This is a genomic window from Actinomycetota bacterium (genome assembly GCA_040905475.1).
In the GTDB taxonomy this organism is placed as follows: Bacteria; Actinomycetota; AC-67; order AC-67; family AC-67; genus DATFGK01.
Genome location: JBBDRM010000047.1, coordinates 1 through 1302 on the forward strand (window position 1 = coordinate 1; position 1302 = coordinate 1302).

Here is a 1302-nt window from a genome sequence, read left to right on the forward strand (position 1 = left end):
TCGTGAACACGTGACCTGAGGCATGTGTCGGGTCATCGTGAACGCCTCCGACGGCGGGGGTGTCCATGGATCTGGCCCGATACGTGGTCGACGCGGTGCTGCTCGAGAAGCGCTCCTACCGGGATGTGGCAACCGCCCATGGAGTCTCGATCGGCTGGGTCGCCAAAATGCTCGCCCGCTACCACGCCGGCGGCTACCAGGCGTTAGGCGCCCGCTCCCGCGCAGCCCACGTGATCCACAACCGCACCCCGATCCAGATCGAAGACGCGGTCGTGCGACTACGCAAACAACTCGACGACGACGGCCTCGACGCGGGCGCCCAGACCATCCACTACCACCTCACCCAAAGCGGCCAGCCAGGCGTCCCCTCGGTGACCACGATCTGGCGGATCCTCAAACGCCGCGGCTTCGTCACCCCCCAACCGCAGAAGAGGCCGCGCAGCTCTTGGATCCGATTCGAAGCGCGGCTCCCCAACGAACTCTGGCAATCCGACGTCACTCACTGGCAGCTCGCCGACCAGACCACCGTCGAGATCATCAATTTCATCGACGACCACTCGCGCCTGCTCGTGGCAAGCCACGTCGTTCGCACCGCCACCGCCCACACAGCGCTCGCGACCTTCCACGCCGCCGCCCGAAAATACGGCTTCCCCGCAGCGCTTTTGACCGATAACGGCTGCGTCTACACCGCCGCGCACCGCAACGGCCGCCAAGCCCTCGAAAGCGAACTGCTGGCGCTGGGCATCGTGTTCAAACACTCGCGGCCCTACCATCCCCAGACCTGCGGCAAGGTCGAACGCCTCCACCAGACCCTCAAACTCTTCCTCGCCAAACAATCCGCCGCGCATACGATCGCCGCCCTGCAACGACAGGTCGACCGCTTCGCCGCGATCTACAACGATGCCCGCCCGCACCGCAGCCTCGGTCCGCGCACGCCCCGCGACGTCTACCAGACCCGCGACAAGGCGCGGCCGACGGCGCCCAAGATCACCCTCGCCAACGACACCCGCGTCCGCCACGACCTCGTCGGCACCAACGGAGTCATCACGCTCCGCTACAAGACGAAGCTCCACCACATCGGCATCGGCCGCGACCATCGAGGCAAGCGAGTGATCATCCTCCGCTCAGGCCAGGACGTACGGGTCATCACACCCGACGGCGACCTGCTTCGTCGCCTCACACTCGAGGCGAACAAGCTCTACTACGGCACCGGCAAACCACCCGGACCACCCAAAGGACGACCACTCGGGAAAAAGAATCGGGCCACCGTTTACGATGGCCCGACACAGGCGTTCACGATGC

The 1302-nt window shown here is 65.7% G+C and carries 1 protein-coding gene; it reads left to right on the forward strand.

Annotated features, from left to right (window positions below):
* Positions 1–95: 95 nt before the first annotated feature.
* Positions 96–1302, forward strand: a 1207-nt coding sequence (locus WEB06_03925) for an IS481 family transposase (protein ID MEX2554763.1), incomplete at its 3' end; no start/stop codon positions are given.